Annotated in this window: 13 protein-coding genes, 1 tRNA gene and 6 pseudogenes; 11 read left to right on the top strand and 9 right to left on the bottom strand. The window is 68.9% G+C overall.

From position 1 onward, the window contains the following. Nucleotides 1-33 precede the first annotated feature (33 nt). On the top strand, nt 34-954 hold the full coding sequence (locus OG242_RS00460; RefSeq protein ID WP_405896210.1) for an SGNH/GDSL hydrolase family protein: 921 nt from the start codon (nt 34-36) through the stop codon (nt 952-954). Nucleotides 955-1,029: 75 nt separating this feature from the next. Here the strand turns inward: OG242_RS00460 and OG242_RS00455 are convergent. Then, nucleotides 1,030-1,440: pseudogene (locus OG242_RS00455) on the bottom strand (YihY/virulence factor BrkB family protein); the annotation flags it as partial. Here OG242_RS00455 and OG242_RS00450 point away from each other — a divergent pair. Then, nucleotides 1,425-1,625 (top strand): annotated as a pseudogene (locus OG242_RS00450) (xylosidase); the annotation flags it as partial. The pseudogenes OG242_RS00455 and OG242_RS00450 overlap by 16 nt on opposite strands. A 462-nt stretch (nt 1,626-2,087) precedes the next feature. Here the strand turns inward: OG242_RS00450 and OG242_RS00445 are convergent. Both OG242_RS00445 and OG242_RS00440 read right to left on the bottom strand, forming a co-directional pair. Beyond that, nucleotides 2,088-5,510, bottom strand: a complete 3,423-nt coding sequence (locus tag OG242_RS00445) for a CARDB domain-containing protein (RefSeq protein WP_405896209.1) — start codon at nt 5,508-5,510, stop codon at nt 2,088-2,090. 793 nt (nt 5,511-6,303) lie between these two features. Then, on the bottom strand, nt 6,304-6,585 hold the full coding sequence (locus tag OG242_RS00440; RefSeq protein WP_405896208.1) for a hypothetical protein: 282 nt from the start codon (nt 6,583-6,585) through the stop codon (nt 6,304-6,306). Nucleotides 6,586-6,747: 162 nt separating this feature from the next. Here OG242_RS00440 and OG242_RS00435 point away from each other — a divergent pair. The 3 genes and pseudogenes from OG242_RS00435 to OG242_RS00425 form a co-directional block, all read left to right on the top strand. After that, a pseudogene (locus OG242_RS00435) lies at nt 6,748-7,143 on the top strand (transposase); the annotation flags it as partial. A gap of 226 nt (nt 7,144-7,369) precedes the next feature. Continuing rightward, entirely contained in the window at nt 7,370-8,140 is a 771-nt protein-coding gene (locus OG242_RS00430) for a hypothetical protein (protein ID WP_405896207.1), read from the top strand. Nucleotides 8,141-8,690: 550 nt separating this feature from the next. Further along, nucleotides 8,691-8,834 carry a hypothetical protein gene (locus OG242_RS00425; protein WP_405896206.1) on the top strand — a complete coding sequence of 48 codons (144 nt, stop codon included), beginning with the start codon at nt 8,691-8,693 and terminating at the stop codon, nt 8,832-8,834. A gap of 26 nt (nt 8,835-8,860) precedes the next feature. On the opposite strand, the pseudogene OG242_RS00420 reads toward OG242_RS00425, so the two are convergent. Further along, nucleotides 8,861-9,034: pseudogene (locus tag OG242_RS00420) on the bottom strand (transposase); the annotation flags it as partial. A gap of 239 nt (nt 9,035-9,273) precedes the next feature. Here OG242_RS00420 and OG242_RS00415 point away from each other — a divergent pair. Next, nucleotides 9,274-9,417 (top strand): annotated as a pseudogene (locus OG242_RS00415) (WhiB family transcriptional regulator); the annotation flags it as partial. A gap of 335 nt (nt 9,418-9,752) precedes the next feature. Here OG242_RS00415 and OG242_RS00410 read toward each other — a convergent pair. Continuing rightward, a complete protein-coding gene (locus OG242_RS00410; protein WP_405896205.1) occupies nt 9,753-11,156 on the bottom strand; it encodes a cytochrome P450 in 1,404 nt (467 codons plus the stop codon). Nucleotides 11,157-12,159: 1,003 nt separating this feature from the next. Between OG242_RS00410 and OG242_RS00405 the strand changes: the two are divergent. Then, nucleotides 12,160-12,651, top strand: a pseudogene (locus OG242_RS00405) (virginiamycin B lyase); the annotation flags it as partial. A gap of 161 nt (nt 12,652-12,812) precedes the next feature. Here OG242_RS00405 and OG242_RS00400 read toward each other — a convergent pair. Beyond that, nucleotides 12,813-12,935 carry a hypothetical protein gene (locus OG242_RS00400; RefSeq protein ID WP_405896204.1) on the bottom strand — a complete coding sequence of 41 codons (123 nt, stop codon included), beginning with the start codon at nt 12,933-12,935 and terminating at the stop codon, nt 12,813-12,815. Between the two features lie 11 nt (nt 12,936-12,946). Next, entirely contained in the window at nt 12,947-13,468 is a 522-nt protein-coding gene (locus OG242_RS00395; protein WP_405896203.1) for a hypothetical protein, read from the bottom strand. Nucleotides 13,469-13,679: 211 nt separating this feature from the next. Here OG242_RS00395 and OG242_RS00390 point away from each other — a divergent pair. Next, nucleotides 13,680-13,753: transfer RNA gene (locus OG242_RS00390), tRNA-Ala, on the top strand. Nucleotides 13,754-13,798: 45 nt separating this feature from the next. Here the strand turns inward: OG242_RS00390 and OG242_RS00385 are convergent. Next, nucleotides 13,799-14,008 (bottom strand): hypothetical protein, encoded by a 210-nt coding sequence (locus OG242_RS00385; protein ID WP_405901780.1) that lies wholly within the window; start codon nt 14,006-14,008, stop codon nt 13,799-13,801. Between the two features lie 411 nt (nt 14,009-14,419). Here OG242_RS00385 and OG242_RS00380 point away from each other — a divergent pair, with 411 nt between their 5' ends. From OG242_RS00380 to OG242_RS00370, 3 genes are all read left to right on the top strand, one after another. Further along, nucleotides 14,420-14,803 carry a thioredoxin domain-containing protein gene (locus OG242_RS00380; protein ID WP_405896202.1) on the top strand — a complete coding sequence of 128 codons (384 nt, stop codon included), beginning with the start codon at nt 14,420-14,422 and terminating at the stop codon, nt 14,801-14,803. A 1,088-nt stretch (nt 14,804-15,891) separates the two neighbouring features. Further along, nucleotides 15,892-17,436 carry an NAD(P)-binding domain-containing protein gene (locus tag OG242_RS00375; protein ID WP_405896201.1) on the top strand — a complete coding sequence of 515 codons (1,545 nt, stop codon included), beginning with the start codon at nt 15,892-15,894 and terminating at the stop codon, nt 17,434-17,436. Beyond that, on the top strand, nt 17,429-18,877 hold the full coding sequence (locus OG242_RS00370) for a class I adenylate-forming enzyme family protein (RefSeq protein ID WP_405896200.1): 1,449 nt from the start codon (nt 17,429-17,431) through the stop codon (nt 18,875-18,877). The genes OG242_RS00375 and OG242_RS00370 overlap by 8 nt, the downstream gene beginning before the upstream one ends. Before the next feature lie 63 nt (nt 18,878-18,940). On the opposite strand, the gene OG242_RS00365 is transcribed toward OG242_RS00370, so the two are convergent. Then, nucleotides 18,941-20,524: an MFS transporter gene (locus OG242_RS00365; RefSeq protein ID WP_405896199.1), complete on the bottom strand. Its 1,584-nt coding sequence runs from the start codon at nt 20,522-20,524 to the stop codon at nt 18,941-18,943. Nucleotides 20,525-20,547 lie beyond the last annotated feature (23 nt).

Here is a 20,547-nt window from a genome sequence, read left to right as displayed (position 1 = left end):
CCGCGGACTGTCGGAATTTCTGGGGAGGGCACGATGATGCATCGGACGCGTCCGGGCGAGGCCGTATCCAAGCGACGCACGGCCATCACGCTGGCCGCGCTGAGCAGCTGCGCGCTCATCGGCGGCTTCACCGGCACGGCCTCGTCCGCGCCGCGGGATGCGCACGGGACTCCCCGCTCCACGTACGTGGCGCTGGGGGACTCCTACACTTCCGGCCCTCTGATACCCGCACAGGTCGACGCCAACTGTGCCCGCTCCGACCACAACTATCCGTCGATCACCGCGAGCGAGCGCCGCGCCACCTCGTTCACCGACGTGAGCTGCGGCGGTGCGACGACCGCCGAGATGTGGCTGGCGCAGGGCACCAACGGGCCTCAACTGGACGCGGTGAAAAGCGACACGAGGCTCGTGACCCTGCAGATCGGCGGCAACGACGTCGGCTTCGGCTCCATCATCGGCACCTGTGCCGGCCTCAGCGCCAAGGACCTCGCCGGCAACCCCTGTCAGCAGCATTACAGGGCCGCAGGCTATGACCAGTTGACACTGAAGATCCTCCAGACAGCGCCCAAGGTCGCCCGCGTACTGCGGGAGGTACACAACAGGGCCCCCCACGCGCGCGTGGTCGTCGTCGGCTACCCGGACCTCCTTCCCGACGACGGCACCGGCTGCTACCCCAACGTCCCGTTCGCCGCGAAGGACTTCCCGTACCTGCGGGACACGGAGAAGCGCCTCAACCTGATGCTGCGCGCGGTGGCGCTGCTGAACCGGGCCGATTACGTGGACACGTACGGACCGACGGTGGGCCACGACATGTGCAAGGCACCCGCCGACCGGTGGATCGAGCCGCTGCGCCCCGCGGCGCCCGCCGCTCCGGCCCACCCCAACGCGAAGGGCGAGGAGGTCATGGCACAGGCGCTCCTGAAGACCCTCAGCAGGGGTTCCGGGCACCACTGACCCATTCCGCGGACAAGCGGACGCATGGCCCCTGAGGTGCAGGACGGATCACCACACACCCAGGGGCACGCGAGTTCATTCACCCTGTTGTCCTTCGTCGCGTCGATTGCGTTCTGCGGCCGGATGTTCGGTGTGGCCTGCGGACCGGCGGTCTTCATCAGTCCACTTCTGCGTGTCGCGTGGGTCGGCGTAGGGCTCTTCATCCGTCGGGTGGCCGCTGATGGCAGCTCGTTCGCGTGCCAGCTCCGCATCGAACTCGAGACCCACAAGGATCGCCAGATTGGTGATCCACAGCCAGACGAGAAAGATGATGACGCCTGCGAGGGCTCCGTACGTCTTGTTGTAGGAACCGAAGTTGGCCACATAGAACGCGAAGGCGGCCGAGGCGACCATCCAGATCAGAAGGGCAAGCGTGCTGCCCAGGGAGACGAACTTGAAGCCTCGGTTCTTGGCGTTCGGCGCGGCCCAGTACAGGATCGCCAGGACCGACACGCGACGCCATGGCGGACAAGGTACGCGCCGCCGCGGAGGCCGAGGGCGTCAAGTTCTACATCATGTACGACGTGTCCGACTGGACAACCATGCAGACGGGCATCAAGGCCGACTGGACCGGCAAGATGCGTGCGCACACCGCCTCTTCCGCGTACGCGCGGCAGAGCGGCAAACCGGTGGATGCAGCCGGGCGTCGGGCGCGCGGCGACCCCATCGAAGAGGTCGTGGACCAGGGCAGTCGTGAAGTCCTCGGTCACGGGATCATCGGGGTAGCAGGAGCTCAGCTGAGTGGGCAGATCCGCTCGGATGTCTCCATCGACGGTTGGTTCCACGCCGGCTGCTGGGCAGGCCCGGCCCGCGCGCGGGGAAGGCCCCAGTTCGCGCTCGGCGGCGCCCTCGCGTGGGCGGTGGGCGCGGAGACCGAGCTGAGTGCGTGGAACGACGAGATGGCGCTGTTGCCCCGGGACCTGCACCGCATCCTGGGCCTCACCACCTGCCTCGGCATCCCGCAGACCTGCCGAGGCAGGTGACGGCAGCGGGCACGGCGCTCGTCCTCGCCGCCTGGTCCGGGCGCCGACGGCGCAAGGCCCCGCCCGCGTCCCCCTACGGAGACGCGGGCGGCGCCGCTCGCGGGTGTCGGGTCAGCGCTTGGCGGCTCCCTTCGTGGGGCTGCCCGTGAAGGTGAACTGCGAGCCCGGCTCGACGAGCAGGTCACCGTCGCGCGAGTTCGAGATCGTCACGTTGGAGAGAGTCGCGTCGCCACGGGCACCGCTCATCGCGAGGATTCCCGAGCCGTTGGTCGACTTGTCGATGTGCACGTCGGAGATCTTTGTTCCGGTGTACTGGCCGCCGCCCGTCTTGAACTGGATGCCGTCGTACGTCGAGTCGAAGATGTCGGTGTCCCGGATGGTGACGCCGGGGATGTTCGTCGCCTGCGCGAAGAGCGTGATGGCGCCGAACTCCTGGTCCTCGTTCCAGAACGCCCCACCGGTGCGGTTCAGGGTGTTGCCCGCGATGAGCGTCTGGCCGCTGAAGGGGATCGGGTCGTGGTCGGTGGCGAGCATGATGCCCGGGTAGTTCATCGTGTCGGAGACGACGTTGTTCTCGATGGTGTTCCCGAAGCCGCCGTAGACCGCGATCCCGTTGGCCCGCCAGGGGAGTTGCACCGTGTTGTTGCGGAAGTGGTTGTTGGAGCCGACGTCGACCGAGGTGTCCTTGACGTACTTGCTCGACCAGACGGCGAGCGAGTCGTCGCCGGTGTTGCGGAAGGACGAGTTGTAGACGGTCGAATTGCGGGTGCCGTTGGTGAAGTTGATGCCGTCCGCGTACGTGTCGCGGATCCGCATCCCGCTGAACTCCAGGCCATCGCCCGGCCCCCACAGCTCGGGGATGTTGGAGTAGTCGCGGCCGACCCAGACACCGACGTTGGCGTGCTCGATCCACACGTTGGAGATCTTGGTGTTCTTCCCGAGACGCCCGTTGATGCCGACGCCGCCCTCCGCGTTGCCGTCGCCGCCGCGGATCCGTCCGGAACCGAAAATGGCGAGGTCGGAGATCTGCGTGTTGTCGTCGATGTCGAAGCCGAAGTTGCCCTCGTGCGGGTGGTTGATGCCGCCGGCGTCCTGCGGCTGGGTGACGGTGTAGAGCTGCGAGTACCACATGCCGGCGCCCACGATCTTCACGTTCTTGATGCCGACCTGGTTGTACTGGCCGCGGTGCTGCGGGTCGGGCGTGAGGATCTTCTGCTCCTGGCGCCACTGCCCGGCCGGGATCCAGACGCAGGAGATCTGCCCGGCCTGGTCCGCCATGACGGCTCGCTGGAGGGCGTCGGTGTCGTCGATGCCGTCGTTGGGGACGGCGCCGTATTCGGTGATCGAGGTGCACTCGGAGGGCTTCGTCTTCGCCGGGGCGACCTGCTCCAGGTCTACGAGGTCCACGATGTAGAAGGCCGCCGAATCCCCGGTGTCGCGCTGCAGCCGGAACTTGGTGCCCACCGGATAGGTCTGGGAGAGCAGCGCGTTCGACTCGTCGAAGAGGCGTCGCGCGTCCCCGCCGGGTGTGTTGGTCAGGCCCTCGGGGTCGTCGGTCGAGCCGTAGAGCCACGAGTGCTTCGAGGAGAGGTCGAGCTTGCGGACGAACTTCCCGTCCGCGTAGAGGCTGAGCGTCGCGGCCTGCCCGCCGCCCGCGGCGGCGTCCGGGATGGAGTTGCGCACCACGATCGAGTTGGTCGGGTTGGTGGAGGTGAACTCGACGTACTCACCGGTGTTGTCGAGCCGCACCGACTTGCGCCCGCTGGACTCGGTGGCGAAGTTCGTGTGGCCGAAGGTGCGCTTGGCGTCGCTGGTGAGGAGCTTGCCCGTGTACGTGCCGTTCTCGGCCTCGTACTCGGTGTACGGCACGGCGGCGCCCCGGCCCACGACGATCGAGCGGGCGAAGGTGTTGTTGTTCTCGTCGGTCTCGGTGACGGTGTCCGTCGCGTCGGCGCTCGCGCTGAGCGTCGCGCCGCCGTCGGTCGCCTTCCAGGTGCCGGAGATCAACACCTGCACGGAGGCGCCCGCCGCGACGGCGGGGGTGGTGCCGTCGAGCGTGGTCGTCCCGGCCGTCAGCCGGGTGATGGTGCCTGCCGCGACGGCGCTCGTGCCGCGGTTCTTCACGGTGACGGTGAAGCCGACGCTCGCCCCGCTCGCCGGGCTCTCCGGGTTGGTGGCGATGCCGGTGACCTGGAGGTCGGGTCCTGGACTCTGCGCGACGACGAGCGGCGTGGCACCCGCCCGGCTGTTGTTGCTGTCGTCCTGCTCGACGACGGCGTTACTCGGGTCCACGACGGCGGAGACCGCGTAGGAGCCCTGCGGGTGCTTGCCGGTGTCCACTGTGACGGTCGCCGAGGCGCCGGCGGCGAGCGCGGCGACGGCGGCGGTGCCCGCAGCCGTCCCGTCCAGACTGACGGCGACGGTGGTGGCCGGGGAAGGGGCCGTACCGGCGTTGCGGACGGTGGCCTTGACGCCCACCACGTCCTTCTCGGACGGGGAGGCGGGCGTCCAGCTCAGGTCGGTGAGCGTGAGGTCGGGATTGGGCGCGGCGGTGCCGACGACCTCGACCTCGGCGATCTGGCCGCCGGGCGCACCGGAGTTGGCGCTGAGCGCGAGCCGGAGGTCGGCGACGCGGCCGGAGACCGGGATGGTCACGGTGTTCTTGTTCGCCGCCGGGCTGAAGTCGTAGTTCGCGCGCGCCTTGAGCGTGGTGAAGGCGGAGGCGCTCTGGCCGCGGCCGCTCACCTCGATCGCCTGCGTCCGTGCGCCCCACAAGGCATCGGGGTTGAGCTTGACGACGACGGCGGAGAGATCCGCGTCGGCGCCGAGCTTCACGGTGAGCTGCCCCGGCAGTCCGGCGGACTCCCAGTATGTGTTCACGTCCCCGTCGTTGGCGTTGGCCGGGACGAAGGTGTGGACGTAGCCGTTGGCCTCGACGGGCTTGCCCTTGGCGAGGTTGGTGCCGGTGGGCGGGGTGCCGGGGTCACCCGGGTCGCTTCCGCCGCCCGCACCGCGGACCTCCAGCTCCGAGAGCTGCGCGGCCGGCCAGCCGCTGTTGGCGGTGACCTGCACCCGGACGTACCGGACGTCGGTGGCGCTGAAGTCGAGGGTCACGGCGCCGGCGGCGGCGGGGGTGAAGGTGCGCTTGGCGGAGCCGGAAAGGGTACTCCAGGTGTCGCCGTCGGTACTGCCCTGCACGGTGAGCGTCTCGTCGCGCGCCTCCCACGTCGTGGGGAGCTTGAGGGTCACCTCGTCGACGGACGTCTTGGCGCCGAGGTCGACACGGACCCACTGCGGGAAGGAGCCGGCGGGCCCTTCCCAGTAGCTGGCCTGGTTCCCGTCGGTGACGTTGCCCGCGCCGTACTCGCCGTTGGTACCGCTGGCGGTGGCCGGGCGGCCCAGGGCGAGGTTGGGCCCGGCGGCGACGGCCCGGGGCGCGGCGGCGTGCGCCGTGGCGGGGAGGAGCCCGAGGGGGATCAGACAGGCCGCGAGCAGCCCGGTGACCAGCCGTCGGACGGATGACTTCCGTCTCATGCTGTCCTCTGTTCGGTGAGGGGCGGGGAGTAGAGGCGGGACGGTTCGCCCGGCCGGACGGACCCGGACGGACAGCGGCCTCGGGGGCGGGAGGCCGTGGTGGCGCGTGGAACAGGTGGGGTTCAGGTGGGGCGAAGTCCCGCGGGCAAGAAGAGCGTTGATGAGTTTTTGAGTGAACTAGTCAAGCTTTTGCGGATACTTGAAGACAGATTTCTGACACATTTAAGATTTGTCAACGGTTCTGACCGCGTCGTGACGCTTGGTGTTCAGCTGTTACGCACCGTGCGGCAAGCGGAACGGGGACTTCAGACGGAGGTGGGCGCGAGCGCGCCGGTGGGGCCGGCGCCTGTCCGGGCCGGGGCGTCGGCCCCTGGCGGTACTACGTCCGCAGGTGCTCACGGCAGGATGGGCCAGGCATGGAGGCGCGGGCCCAAGGGAGAACGAGGTGCTGCCGTCGTGCCCCCTTCGCCCTCACATTCCCGAGGGCGAGAAGAGCAGACTCGTCGCCTGGGCCGACGAACTGCGCGCCGTCCACGCCCGCTTCCGGGCGGCACTGACGGTCATGCGCACCGCACTGGATGCGGGCTGCGACCAGGCTGCCGAGGCCGACCGCGACCTGCTGCTGTTCTTTCAATCCGGGCCGGGCGGGTCCTATGACGCTGGTTCAAAGGACACTTTCTCCACGTGCACCTGTGCCCCGGTAGTCGCCGCCGGCCGCACCGCCGTACTCCGATAGACAGCATCGACCCGGTTCGTCGGTGCGGCGGGCGACGGTCAGAAGACGTACGTGGGGTCAGCGCCAGTGTGGGGGAATGTTCTGCAACTGTGCGAGCAGGTCCCATTCTTCCGGGCGCGCGCGAGGTGAGAACCATGGGGCGCCCTGGCCGGTCCAGTAGCCGCGATACTCCCGGGTTCCCTCAAGCCCCAGCGCCTGAGTGCCTGACTCCCAGCTGCAGCAGGGACAGATGATGTGGGTCGGCCAGGTGTCCTTGAAGAAGAGGTCGCCGTCCGTGTAGCCGCAGACACGGCACACGTCCTCGTCCTCAGCGCTCCGCATGGGGTCATTCGTATTCATGCTCCTCATATTGCCGGTCCAGCTACCGAGCCGTTTCCAACCTGACGGCGTCGGCCGTGTGTTGGACGGACCTACGGAACGAATGAGATCCTGGGAGACGGGGGTACTGCCCTCGCCGGGGTACGGCACGATTCGTTGTGACCTACCGCTCGGGGCCGCTAGGGGCCGTGGGAGAAGGTCTACGAACGCTTCCGCCACTGGTCACCGGACGGAAATCTGGGACAGACTTCTCAGCCAAGTCCAGCAGCACTCCGACGTGGTCGAACGCATCCACTGGACGATCGTCTGCGTCGACTCGACCACGGTGCGGGCCCTTCATCCCGCGGCCGGCGCCCGAAAGGGCGGCCTTTGGAAAGGCCCTGGCAAGGTGAAGCTCTCGGCCGGTCACGCGGCGGGATGATCAGCAAGATGCACCTCGCCTGCGACGGCCGGGGCCGGCCCCTCGCCTTCACCCTGACCGGCGGCAACGCCAACGACTGCAACCAGTTCGCACCCGTTATGAACCGGATCCGCACCGCCCGGCGGCGCGGCGGTGGTGATCTGGCACCGCCGCCACGCCGAGGTCCCCGGCCCGGTGGTGGGGGAGGGGGCACGCAGTGCGCCCGGCAGTCGGTGTGCCGGGGCTCATGTGTACGCGCTCTCAGCGGCATTGCTGCACACCACGTGTTCTTCGGCGGGGGACCGGTCGCACATCGCGGAGATGGTTTTCGTGGGGGAGAGTAACGGATGTCCCTTTGTTGTGGGTAGCATCCGGCAGCAACAACCAGGTAGAAGGAGTGTCGTCGTGGCCGATGTGCCCGTGAAGACCCCCATCCAGTCCAAGTATGCGCAGCAGTACGCCGATGACCTCGCGGTCAACCGCAGGGAGCAGGAGGACGTGACCGCGCAGGTCACCGCTCTCCGGGCGCGCTTGGAGCAGCTCAAGGTCGAGGAAGGGTGGTTGGCGAAGGCTCAGGGCACTCTGCCTGTGGCCCCGCTGCCGGCTGCTGCCGAGGCCGAACCGTCTGCCGATGCGACCCGCGGTGTTCCGCAGCAGCGGCAGGACCAGGCGGTGGCCAAGCAGCCCGAGGAGCCCGTCAAGAAGAAGTCCCCGTCCAAGAAGACGGCAGCCAGGAGGACAGCGGCCAGGAAGACCGCGGCACAGCCGGCGAAGAGGGCAGCTGCGAGGAAGCCGGAGACCAAGGTTTCGGCGCAGCGGGTCCCTGCCGCGCAAGCGTTGGTGGACCAGGGCGCAGCCGAGGAGGAGCCGGGGCGGCCGCTGTGGCAGCTCATCCTGGAAATCCTTCTCAAGACCCCCGGGCAGCCGTACGTGGCCCGTGAGGTCCATGACCAGCTCGCCAAGGACCACCCCAGCCGTAAGACGTCCGCCCAGACAGTGCGCAACAACCTCGAGACGCTCGTCAAGAAGAGCCTCGCCGAGAAGTCTCGCCAGCAGGGAAACGTGATGTACACCGCACCCGCACAGGCCGGGCCGGATGCGGCAGACGTCACCGCGGACAGCGAGCCCAAGCCGGCTCCCACATCGGCCGTCGCGAAAGACGCGGTCCAGGTCTGACCTTCGCTACGCCCTGCCGGGCTCTCCCGACGGCCCGGCGGGCGAAGCGCCGCAGATCCCGGGCGGCAACGCGCCACACCGGTGACGTGAGCAGGACCGGTGCGAGGGAGGCACCGTCTACCTCCGCAACCCCTCCCGCATCCGCACCTACTACACGAAGAGCAACGACTGCGGACATGACCTACCACGGATTAGCATCAGGCCAGATCTGAGTTGCCGTGCTCAACTGGCGAGCGCGAAGCCGGCCCCTGCTGTTTGGTGATCTGCCCCGCAGTTGTTCTCCACCTGTTTGAATGGGTGAGTGATCGAACTGGCGGTTGGTGTGGTGGCTGTCGGGCTCGTTGGGTGGCTGATGCGCCGGAGGCGGCAGCAGAGGTCGACCGCGATAGCCGCCGGAGAGTCGGCCGGGGTGCCTTGCATGCTCAAGTGGTCTGTTCACGGTTCTCGCTGGAGGGCGGGACGTCTGCTGATCGGTCCTGGTGCCCTCGTCTGGAAGCCTTCCTTCGGTAAGCAGGAAGGCGCCCTGCCGGCAGGTCTGCGCCGGACGGGGATGCGCGCACCCTCATGGCGTGAGGCCCTGGCCTTCAACGCGAGGTCGCGGATCGTGAAGTGCGAGTCGCCGGACGGCGAGATCCTGATCGCGGTCATGCCAGACGAACTGAACCACGTACTCAAGGCTCTGGAGACCACGTAGTCTCCTGCTCAGCCTCTCGGCCGAGGGTAGTAGTAGGTCGCGCTCTTCTGCGGCAGGTCGTGCGGGAGATGGGCCCATTGGTAGCCGGTCCGCCTCTGCTAGAGGATCGCGTTCACAATCTCCCGCATGTCGTGGGTGCTCTGGTGGCCGCTGTCCGAGCAGTGCCGGCCCCTCCACGTGGTGATCACCGGCTCGATCAACGACCACTGCTCGTCCGACGATGCGTTTACTCACCCGGTCACATCACGCCTTCTTCGACGGTGCGTGAGACCTTCGCGCGGTGCTGACGGGCCCAGATTGCCCGTCAGCACCGCGTGGTGTGTGAGTGTTCTATTGGCGCCGCTGCCGACACCTGCGCGGATCACTTCGCCGGCCGCAGAGGCGTAGCCGATGACTCCCGTCTCCGCGGCGGCACCGACTTCCGACACGCAGCCACTACGCCGCCCAGAACCGGGCCAAGAACCTGTGTACAGACTGCCCGGTGCGCACCGAGTGCCTGGCCGCCGCCCTCGACCACCGGATCGAGCATGGGGTTTGGGGCGGTATGACGGAGCGTGAACGCCGGAGCCTGTTGCGGCGGCGCCGGGAACCGCACTCGGTTGAGCCGAGTCCATGTCGCGGAGCACCGTGGCCCGACGGCATCACCCCGCGCTCGTACATGTCAGTGCACCGTCACCGGGCCGGGAAGGGTCGGTCGTGCTCGGACCGGGCTGCGTCGAGCAGGGCCCGCCAGGAGGTAACCAGAGGTCCGGCGGTCGACTATGTCCGGGCGGCCTGAAGGTCATTCAATGAGCCGTTCTGTGCGAGGCTCGCGAGCACGCGGTCCGCACCGCCGCCGACGTTGTCGTAAGCCACAGGGATCGTGCGCGCCGCCTGACTGGGCCCAGGCACAAGCGACGGCGCGCGTGAGGGCGTGGGTCACGGGTGCCCAGTTTCGGTGGAAGCCGCCCCTGAACGGGACTGGTTGCTCGTGCGTGGTGCCGGCCTCGTGTCGGTGAGCCGAGGTTCGCATGGTGTGGCGTACATGGTCAGGCCCTTAGGCGTCGGTGTGAGTTCCAGGCTCACGCCGATCCTGCGGCCCGGCCGCGCAGGGCGCAGCGTGCGCGAGCTGGCCAAGGTCGCCAGGGCGACGGGCAGCATGGCATCGGCCGCGGCTGCGCCGGGACAGTACCGGGGACCCAGGCCGTAGGTGAGCAGCGCGGCGGGGGCCGGTGGCGGCTCGGCGTGGGGGAGCCAGCGCTGCGGGTCGAACACGTCTGGGTTGGGATAGCGGCTGCTGTCGCGGCGCAGGGCCCCCAAAGGCAGGGTGACCACGGCTCCGGCCGGGATCCGTACCCCACCCAGGTGGGTTTGGTGGCGGGTGCGGCGGACCAGGAACGGGATGCCGTGGAGGCGGGTGACTTCTTGAAGGAAGGCGGTCGCGAGCGGGAGCTGGTGCGCTTGGAGGCGGCTCGGATCGGGCGCAGCGTGCGCTTCGTCCTGGAGGGCTTGCTGGTAGTGCGGGTGGCGGCCCAGTTCGTAGCAGGTCCAGGCCAGGGTGGAGGCGCTGGTCTCCATGCCGGCGATTAGCAGAGCGCGAATGTCGCGCTGCACCACGTGGGGGGTCTCGGGAGCGGCAGCTTCGAGCAAGGACACCATGTCCCGGCCGTCCGGGTCGGGTCGGTGGCGGGCTAGCACCTGGGAGACGGCCTCGTCCAGTTCGGCGAGTGCGCGGTGGCTGGAGCGGCGCCGGGGCACGGGCACCCAGGGCCAGGGTGAGAGGGCATACCGCCAGAAGGTGCCGGCGGACAGGATGGCGCGGGCGGCCGCGATCTTGGACAGGGTGTCGGGACTGAGCTCACTGTTGAGGACACAGCTGACGAGGAGGCCACAGGCAAGTCGGCTCATCTCCACCCGCATGTCGAGCGGCCGGTCCGCGGGCAGGTCGGCGAGAAGCTGCCGGGTACGGGTCTGGACGGCGGGCCCGAGAGTGGTGAGCCGGGACGCGGCGAACGCGGGTCTCATCACGGCGCGCCGCTCCCGGTGAGCGGCGCCCTCGAGACCGACTACCCCGTTCTCGTTGAAGTCGCGCAGGCTCGGGTCCGGGCCCCAGAACCGAAAGGTCTCCTCATCGCTGCCGACCTTGCGCAACAGTGCGGGCTCGTTGATCTGGAAGGCGGTCGCCGGGCCGGTTCTGGTCCGGACCACCGGGCCCGCCCGGTCGGGGCGGGCCGCGAGGTTGGCCGGGTTCAGCCAGAACCGCAGGGAGCGGGAGTGGGTGAACACTTCCGGGCCGGGCGGCACGGGGGGTTGTCCTGGGCAGGCTGTCCTGTCCATACGCATCGGCGTTGTTGTCCTTCCACGTTCGTCGGCCTAGGGCTTCGGCCACCAGCACGGAGGGCAACGATCAACTGCGGGGGCGGTCACGGGTGGGACGGCCCTGTCCGTCGCGGGGTTCTCGCCGGCGACGACGTCCGCTTGATGAATCGACGATCGTGAGTCGGCAACGAAACTACTGCTAACTACGCAAGATGGGCACAAGCAGTTGTCTGCAGGGCGGGGTTGATCGACGTGCCGGCGGATTGCCGGTGACGCCGTATCGGAGAACAAGGCCTCGCACAGCGGTGCTACCTCCAGGCACACGTCCTGGCCCAGGAATCCGGAATGACCGGCCACCGCGCGTTCGTCATACGGACGATGTGCCAGCAAGGCATGAAGCTGCACGGCCCCGAGCACGCCTGTCCCTCGCCGCGTCAGCCGTGGACCGGATCCACGGTAAGCTCGACCCCCGCATCGCAAGGCGCACGCATCTCTGCACGGGGTGGGGTGGGGACGCCTCCCGTATCACCACCGACGGACACCTGATCCATATCGCCAGCGCGCCCGAGACAGCCCGCCGGGCGATCTTCCAACTCGCCATGGACCTGCTCGCCCCGGACCACCCCAGCCCGGGCACTGGCCGCCTGGGGCCAGGCGGCCTACCTCCTCTACCAGGCTCCTCGCAAGAAACGAGGAGCCCACGCGACGATCCGCCCCTTCCTCGTCGCCTCGGGCACACCTACTGCCCAGCCCGCCGGTGCTCGTACACGACATCGACGTACGCGCTTACACCCAGAGGCGCGATCAGTTCGTCAACGGACTACGGGCGGTGCCGTTCGAGCCGGATCGCCCCAGCTGCCCGGCCTCGTAGACCCTCGCCCGCTACAAAGCGGCGGGCGAGCGGTTCAGAAACCGTAGGACTCCCAGAGCGCGGTCCGCTCGTCCTCCTTGGCCATCGCCATACGAACGGTCCAGTCAGCGGCCGGGGCACCGATCCACGTACGGTCGAAGTCACCGAGTTCCCGCTGCCCTCACCGGCGCGTTTCCCTCAGCGATCACTGCCAGTGATGACGGCGGTATGTGGTTCACCCTCAACCAGGCCAACGCCATCGGGCGGATCGACATGGACGGTGCCGTCACCCTCCATCCCCTGCCAACGGAGGCGGCAGCGCCGGTCGGGATCGCCGCAGGCCGCGACGGAGCGCTGTGGTTCGTCGAGATCGCCGCCGGGCAGATCGGACGGATCACCCCCGACGGGCAGATCACCGAGTTCCCCTTGCCCGACCGCACCGCCCGACCACACGCAGTCACCGTCGACAGCGACGGCACCGCCTGGTTCACCGAATGGGGTGGCAACCGCGCCGGCACGATCACCCCTGACGGCACCGTCACCGTCCGCGATCTGCCCACCCCTCGCTCCGAACCACACGGCATCGCCGCCGGCCCCGACGGAGCCCCGTGGACCGCACTGGAGATCGGCGTACTCGCCCGCATCGTCCCAGCGGACAGCACCACCTGACCAAGCTGCCCACTCACTTGCTGACTTTGTTCACGAGTCGTCAGTACTCCCGCCTGGCAGCCGTTTGTCCAGATGAGGATATGGAGCCGGAGCCGGCCATAGTGCTCAGCCCGTCTTGTTGCCGGGCTGTGCTTCGTGGGCGTGCTTGAGTGCTATCTGGCTTACTGCTCGTAGGCGGCACAGGTGCGGTGGAGGGCGAGCTGGGCGTCGCGCAGGCCCTGGGGGAAGGCGTACGTGGACACACCCGAATGGTGCGACTGTTCGAATTCGGTTCGCGAGGGCACGCCGCACCTGGTCACGGCCCTTCCGCCGGCCGCTGGGCTGACCGCCAGCGCGGGGCGTCATCATCAGGGACGTTCGGGGAAGCGAAGTGGAAGGGCACGCCAAGGTGGCTGGCCAGCGCCTGGCCGACCACGGCGGCGGCAACGCCAGGGGGAGAGCCGTCAGGGCGGTGGTGGACAGTCGCCAGGTGGCCCTCGCCTTCCGGGGCGTCCAAGACCGCGACCAGCAGCACGAACCAGTCGTGCACGGTATCGCCGTCCCAGAGAGCCTCCACCGCAGCCACGCCGCCTGGGAGAGCTGCGGCACGCGCTGCGAGTGAGGGGGTGTCGAGCGGATCGGGCGGTGTGCGCTGCACCTGGTCCCCGTGAGCCTCGTATCGCGAGTGGACCACCCGCTCGGCTTCGTGCAGGCCCAGCCCCAACGGGCGCAGAGCCTCCCATACGGACCTGACTGCCGACATGCGGCGGTCGCGCAGCACGTCGGCGTCGACCTCTCGGCGGGTTCGCTCTTCCAGGTAGTCCCACCAGCCGTTCACTGGGTCACCGGCCGGGATTTCAGGGCGTGTGTCATAGGTTCGAACGTACGTCAGGGCCCGTCGTCGCACCGTCCCAAGCGCCCCCTGGGGGTGCTGTCGAGTCTCGGGTTCCGCTCGACTTCTGTGACGCGGCCACGTCGAGTGATCCGTCGTTGTCTCGACAATTCAAATGCGGCAGAGCGCAGGTGGCTCGTAGGATCCCTGACGGGATGGGGCTCGTAGCGCAGGGGTTGTCGCGCCTTCACCGCATGTGGGAGGACGCCGGTTCGAATCCGGCCGGCCCCATCCCACCCCGCCAGTCACCTCCACAGATCGTTCTGGTTGCGGTGATCAGGACAGGAGGACGCGCTTGCGCAGGAGGGAGAAGCCCGCGCGGCCGAACATCTGGCGCTTGAGCATCTTGATCCGGTTGACATGGCCTTCGACAACGCATGAGCTCCAGGGCAGACTCAGGCCGGCAATGACGGCGTCGCGATCGCGGTCGGTGCCTGCGGCGAGGGTGTGGAGGCTCTTTCCTGGGTGCAGCGGAGTACCGCCCACGCGCCTTGCGTACTCCGTGACTGCGACCGAAGTAGCCTCTCTCGGCGCTACTCTGGCATTCCGGGCACGACCGCAGGAGGGGCACATGGCGCCAGGACGTCAACCTCACCCCGCTTGAGGACCTGCCCGCCGTGCTCGACGGATGGGCTTCGGCCGCTCAGGGACGCCGAGCCTCGCCAGGACAGCCGCAATGACCCGAGCCGGGGAGCCGCGTGACCTACCGGCTTCACTTCCCGGCCGACGTCTTCGACGTGTACAAGCAGCTCCCCGAGCTAGCTGCGCACATGGGAGGGAACAGAGCTCGACGGGAATGAATATCCGAAGACCGGTCTCGGCTGCGATGGTCGCGGGACTCGTGGTGGTTGGCGCGGCATGTGCGCCACGCGGAAACGGGACTGGCGAGGACGATCCGTGGCAGCCCGGGCTGTCACCTATCAGTCTCCCGAGGACCTGCCCGAACGCAGAGATGCGGATGGCACCACCATCGCGGTGGGTGATCCCGAGGCCCGTTCGACGGTCCAGGTGTATGAGGACCCGCGTTGCCCTGTGGTCGAGGAGTTCGAGCAGACCGGCGCGACCGCGCTGCAGGGTTTGCTTCTGGAGGGGAAGGTCAAGGCGAAGTACACCTTCGCCTCCTTCAAGGACGACCGCCTCGGTGGTGATGGCTCCAAGCGAGTCGTGAACGCCCTGCGTGCCGCCTTGGAGAAGGGAATGTTCGTTGAGTACCACGCGGTTCTCTTCGCAACCAGGTCGCTGTCGAGAGCAGCGGCGGGTTCACTACCGTACGCCTGCTGAAGTTGGCCGGTGAAGTTCCTGGCCTGCGCGACGACGCCTTTGACCAGGCTGTCAAGACCATGAAGTACCGCTCGTTCGTCACCGCTTCCGAACGCGCTTACGAACACACCGGAGACGATCCGATCGGCCCCGGCACACCCACCGTCATCGTGAACAGTCACAGCATCGACGGCGGTCTGTATGCGCCGTCAACTTCGACGCGAAGCTGTTCGGGCTGCTGGTCCGCGACCTTCACGCACGTCCGGGTGCATGGGAGCTGGAATACGAACCTCTCAAGAAGAGACTCGAAGCCGCCGAGTCCTGAACCGGAGAGCTGCGTGCGCTCCGCCCGTACGCTTCCAGCACCGCAGGAACCCGCACCCTGGCTGCGTCCGTACCGCTGACCACCGTGAGCGGGTGTTGCGCGATCTTCCTGATCGCGCAACACCCGCTCAGGGTGGTGACACAGGGCACTGCGGCCACCAGTGGCACACGGACTTCACGACGTGTGCAGGATGGCGGATCCGCCCGGACCGGCCGCGGGCGACCCCGTTGTGGAGCTGGCCGGTGCGTATCGGGACCCGACCGCTGTGCCCCCGAACTCACTGCGCTCGCCGATCACCTCACCGCCCACGGCCTGGTCCTGGAGATGCTCGCCGGTCCCCTGCCCGGAAAGGCAAGCACGGCGGCCGGCCCCGGTCATCGCCGACTACATGCTCCACACCTCGCTCCGGATGAATTACTTGTCACTCCGTGGCAGCTTCGGGAGAACAAGGCCCAGAAGGGCGCCTTGATGTCATCGAAACTCATTCCCATCCCCTCTCCGGCCGTCGTGACGAACCGACTGGTCAAGCTCTTCAGCGGAGTCGGCGGCAATGCAGTAGATGCCCTGGAGGCTCACCGAACGGATCAGCCGTCCGTGCTCGACGTACTTGAGCAGGCGCTCTCCACGGCGGGAGGTGAACGTCAGCCCTTTCAGGAGGTCCTCCGGGACAACTCTGTCGAACTTGAGTGGGGCACCTAACGGTCCGACAAGCACTTCGGTGAGCGGGCTGCGCCGGGGCGCCAGTCTCAGAGTCTTCTGATTTCCTGTCACTACCGTCCGGCCCATGGTGCGCGACTATCTCATCATCGGGGCCGGACCGGCCGGACTACAGCTCGCCGCTCTACTGGAACGCGACGGACGCGACTACGTCGTCCTGGAACGGGGGAGCGGACCGGGGACCTTCTTCACCCGGTATCCCCGCCACCGACAGCTGATTTCGACGAACAAGGTGAACACGGGCTTCACAGACCCGGAACTCAACCTGCGCATGGACTGGAACTCGCTGCTCAGCGACGATCCGGAACTCCTCTTCACCAGGTACAGCGAGCGCTACTTCCCGCCCGCGGACGATCTGGTGCGCTACCTCACGGACTTCGCGGCCCGCACCGGCGTGCGCGTCGAGTACGGGACGGAGGTCGTCCGCGTCTCCCGCGCGGACGGCGTCTTCACCGTGCGCGACGCCGAGGGGCGGACCTGGCAGGCCAGGCGGCTCGTCATGGCGACAGGCATCTCCCGGCTCTACGAACCACCCATTCCGGGGGCCGGACTCGCCGAGCGGTACGACACCTTCGACCCGGCCCCGGCGTCCTTCACCAACCAGCGGGTGCTGGTCATCGGCAAGGGGAACTCCGCGTTCGAGACCGCCGACGGCCTCGTGGAGAAGGCCGCGGTCATCCACGTCGCCGGACCGCACTCGGTCAAGCTCGCCTGGAAGACGCATTACCTCGGGCATCTGCGCGCGGTGAACAACAACTTCCTGGACACCTACCAGCTCAAGTCGCAGAACGCGGTGCTCGACGGCACCGTGGAGAGCATCGAGAAGTCGGAGAACGGCGGCTTCCGGGTGCTGCTCCGCTACGCACGCACCGTCGAACCACTGCGCGAACTCCACTACGACCGGATCATCATCTGCACCGGCTTCCGCTTCGACGCGTCCGTCTTCGACTCCACCTGCCGCCCGGCACTCGCCATCAACGACCGGTTCCCCGAGCAGACCTCCTCCTTCGAATCGGTCAACGTGCCGGACCTCTTCTTCGCCGGGACGCTGATGCAGCAGCGGGACTTCAAGAGGTCCACCAACGGCTTCATCCACGGATTCCGCTACGCGGTGCGCGCCCTGCACCGCATCCTCGCCGCCCGCCACCTCGATACCTCCTGGCCCGCCCGGACGCTCGCCGCGACACCGGAGGCGATCGCCGACGCCCTCATCGGCCGCGTCAACCGCTCGTCGGGGCTGTGGCAGCAGTTCGGGTTCCTCGGAGATGTGGTCGGCGTGGACGGCGACCGTGCCGTGTACCAGGAGGAGGTGCCCCTGGACTACGTCACCGACGGCGCCCTGGGGCCCGCCCCGCACCGGTTCGTCGTAGACCTGGAGTACGGATTCGAGCACGACCGGACCGACCCCTTCGACGTCGGTGTCCCGCGCGTCGTCGAGAACGACGTGGACCATGCCATGGACTCCACGTATCTGCATCCCGTGGTCCGCCACTACCGGGACGGCATGCTCGCCGGCACCCATCACCTGGCGGAGAACCTGGAGAACGAGTGGAACCTGCCGGCGGTCCACCGGCAGCCGCTCACCGCCTTCGTGAAGGAGTGCCTTGACTGAGCAGTTCCCTGGCGCCGTACTGGACATCCTCGACGAGGCGGGCGACCGCACGGTGTTCGAGCACGCCGGCCGGGAGGTCTCCGGCGCCGCGCTCCTCGGCACGGTGCGGCGCGCAGCGAACGGCCTGCGCGGGCACGGCGTCGGTCCCGGAGACGGTGTGGCGATGCTCACCGGGGTCGGCCCCGAAGCGTTCGCCGCGATCATCGCCGCCCACGTCGTCGGCGCCCGCGTCGTCGGGGTGCGGCCCGGCCTGACCCCGCAGCAGCACCAACACGTCCTGAGGGACGTCCGGGTGACCGTCACCGACCGTCCTCCTGGCACCAGCGATCCGCGCGGCGGGCTCGTCCTCCCGCTCGACGAGTTGCTGGCGTCGGCGGACGACTGCGCCCGGCCGCGCGTCCTCGCCCGCCCCGGCGACGTCGCCAGACTCTTGCATACCAGCGGCAGCACCGGCCTCCCCAAGGCGTGTGCCCAGACCTACGCGGCGATGACCGCCGGCTGGGCGCACCGCCCGGACGCCTGGCCGCCGGCCGTCCGCGAGCTCGCCGGACGCCTCGGCCGGTTCCTGGTGTTCGGCACCCTGGCCAGCCAGGTGATGATGGAGTACGGACTGCTGGCACTCGCCGCCGGCGGCACTCTGGTCACCGCCGACCCCCCGGACCTGCCCGGCGCCCTGGTGCGCCACCGGGCGACCGCGAGCGTCATCACGGTCGCCCGGCTGACGGCACTCGTGGCCGCGCAGCGCACGTCGCCGGTGGACCTCGGCGGGCTGCGGGCGCTGATGGTGTCCGGATCGCCGCTGCAGCCAGGACGCTTGCGGGAGGCGACCGAGGTGCTCGGCCCGGTCGTCTTCCACGGTTACGGGCAGACGGAGACCGGCATGATCTCGATGGCCACCCCCGACGAGCCGCCGGGCTCCCTCGGAGTACCGCCCGTCGAACTGGAGATCCGCGACCCCTCGGGCCGCCCCGTCCCGCACGGGACCGACGGGGAACTCTTCGCGCGGACCCCGTCCCAGAGCTGCGGCTACTGGCAGGAGCCCGGCCTCAGCGCTGAAGTGTTCCGCGAGGGGTGGGTACGCACCCGCGACCTCGGCCGCATCGACGCGTCCGGCCGGCTCTGGCTCACCGGACGGACCCGAGACGTGATCATCGTCAACGCCAACGTGTACTACGCCGGTCCCGTCGAGCGGCTGCTCACGGGCCACCCCTCGGTGGCCGAGGCGTACGTCGTGGCCGCGCCGGACGACCGCACGGGCGAGGCCGTCCACGCCTTCGTCGTACCCGCCGCCGGCCACCGCCCCGACCTCGGCGAACTACGCGCCCTGGTGGCGGCGGGGCTGGGGGAGGACTGCGCCCCGGCCCGGCTCACCCTCATCGAGGAGGTACCGCTCACGGCTGCCGGGAAGCCCGACAAACGACGGCTCACCCGAAAGGGCTAGCGGGCCTGTACCCGCCCTCGTCACGCGCCACGAGGGCGGGTACAGGCCCCATCGCATGCTCGCTCACCGCGCCCCGCCGCCGTCCCCCGGGCCCGCAGGGGGCGCCGCCGGAGGGATCCGCTCCGCGATAACCGCCTCGCCGCGCATCAGATCGTCCAGTTCGTTGTCCAGCCGGGACGCCTCGGCGGGGGCCTGACCAGCCGCGTGCGGATCGTCGCCGCGCACGGCGACCGCCACCCCCGCCACGGCCATCGGCAGCGCGACGAGCAGCGCGGCGGTGCGTATGCCCCCCGGTGCCGACAGCACCAGGGCGATGAGTGGGGGCCCGAAGGCCCCGCCGGACTTGCCGACCGCCGCCGCCCAGCCGCCGGCGGTCCCCCGGATGGCCAGGGGAAAGATCTCGGCGGTGTAGGGGCCGATGAGCGCGACGACCCCCGCGGTGCCGGCGAACAGCAGGATCACCGCGGTCAGCAGGACGGCCCGGCCGCCGTCCATCCCGACCGCGGCCAGAACGAGCAGGGCTACGACAGTGAGGGCCGCGTAGACGACCATGGTGCCCTTCGCCGACCAGCGCAAGTAGAGCCACGCCGCCACCGCGCAGGTCGGGATGGACAGCAGCGAGGACAGGAACAGCAGCGTGGCGGCGGACATGCCCCCTTCGGCCGAAGCCTCCAGCTGGCTGGGCAGGAAGGTGATGAATCCCCAGTAGACGAGCCCCCAGGCAAGTGCGTAACCGCTGACGACCAGCGTCTTGGCTGTCTGAGGCCGTCTGAACAGGGCGGAGGCCGGTACGTGACCTGGCCGCGCCCGCTGGGCGGTGAAGGCGGCCGACTCCGGGATCCACCGGTTCAGAGCGATGAGGATCAGCACCAGCGGGAGCTGCGCGAACCACAGGACGCGCCACCCCGTCAACGGAATCAGCACCGCGGCCAGACCTGCGGCCGCCATGTAGCCGCCGGTAGTGGTGAGCCCGGCCTGCAGCACCATGATGGCGGCGCGCCTGCCGGGTGGCAGACTCTCCGTCATCAAGGCGTAGACGACGGGCAGCATGCCTCCGGCCGCCATCCCCATCAGGGCGCACATGACCAGAATGCCGCTGTACGTCGGCATGGCCCCGCACACCGTTGTGCCAAGGAAGAGCAGCGATGCGATGAGGATCGTCGCCCTGCGCCCGATCCGGTCCGCAGAGCGGCCCCCCACGAGCGACCCCAGCACGGTGCCGCTCAGGGCGACGGTCGGCAGCCAGGAGATCTCGGCGGCACTGAGCTGGAACTCGGTGCGCATGCCCGGCTGGATGAACGCCAGGGTGGCGGGTTTCATCTGGTCCACCATCAGCGCGAAGCTCAGCACTCCGATGAGACGCCGCCGGTGCGCCGGGTGCGTCCCGGCCGGGGCCTCGCCCACGGTCCCGGCCGGGGCCGCGGTCCGCGTGACCGCGAATCCGGCGACCACGACGCCCACGACGATGGCTGCCATCGCGGCCCACATCACCCCGGACATCCCCATCATGGCCATGTGGAATCCCATCGACGCGGAATCGACGAACATCCACACGTGCTGGCCGACACCCGCACAGGTGAGGGCCACGCCCGACCAGAACATCACGGGACGGGAAACAAGCGACGCCGGCCGGGCGGACGAGGTCATGCGCTCACTCCGCGGCCGGACCG

The organism is Streptomyces sp. NBC_00727, from assembly GCF_045161745.1.
In the GTDB taxonomy this organism is placed as follows: domain Bacteria; phylum Actinomycetota; class Actinomycetes; order Streptomycetales; family Streptomycetaceae; genus Streptomyces.
This window is presented reverse-complemented; position numbering and strand designations above follow the sequence as displayed.